Origin of the sequence: Anoxybacillus sp. CHMUD (assembly GCF_013096965.1) — a bacterium.
Classification (GTDB): Bacteria; Bacillota; Bacilli; order Bacillales; family Anoxybacillaceae; genus Anoxybacillus; species Anoxybacillus kestanbolensis_A.
On sequence record NZ_SDLG01000064.1, the window covers coordinates 1 to 605 of the forward strand.

The window sequence follows — 605 nt, forward strand, 5'->3', positions numbered from 1 at the left end:
TCTTTGATCATAAAAAATTCCCCTCTCGTAATCATGAACCATAGCTCCTCTCGTTGACACTATGGTTCTATTGTAAGTGGGGAATTTTATTCCGGCTATATTGGGGATTTTATCATCGGCTTTAACAGGGATAATGCCAGTTGGATATTTACTAGCATTTGGGCAGGAATAGCAAAGGGACGTGAAGCTTATAAAATAAGTTATAGCAAATCTGCACAAGAAGCTGTAAAACATTTAGGAAGATCAAGAACTATGTTACAAAATGCAAGAAAAATAGCATTAAAAGTTGCGATACGTGCTGGATTGAAAGCTGCAATACCAATAAGCGCTGTTGGAGACGGTTATTTGCTTATTAGAGGATTCATCAAAGGATGGAATAAATATAAATAGAATTGTTGGATTAGTACTCAATTATTAACCATAATAATTGGGTACTATCATTAAGAAAATAATAGTTAACGAGTTTTTACTTCTATTTTGGTAACTATTCATCCCGATAGTAGTATGTAAAGGAGCGCAACACAAATAGGGCATCCCCGTAATAGAAAATGCCCTAAGTGGTAAAAAGAACACGATCTATCGTTTCGCCCGTCAACAGAAGACAT

General features: G+C 35.5%; 1 protein-coding gene. It reads left to right on the top strand.

Annotated features, from left to right (window positions below):
• The first annotated feature begins 252 nt into the window (after positions 1–252).
• A complete protein-coding gene (locus tag ETB99_RS14605; protein WP_171700935.1) occupies positions 253–390 on the top strand; it encodes a hypothetical protein in 138 nt (45 codons plus the stop codon).
• Positions 391–605: the final 215 nt, after the last annotated feature.

Excerpts from the sequence above, each read along its gene's own strand:
- ETB99_RS14605 (WP_171700935.1), top strand. The coding sequence starts at position 253 with ATGTTACAAAATGCAAGAAAAATAGCATTAAAAGTTGCGATACGTGCT.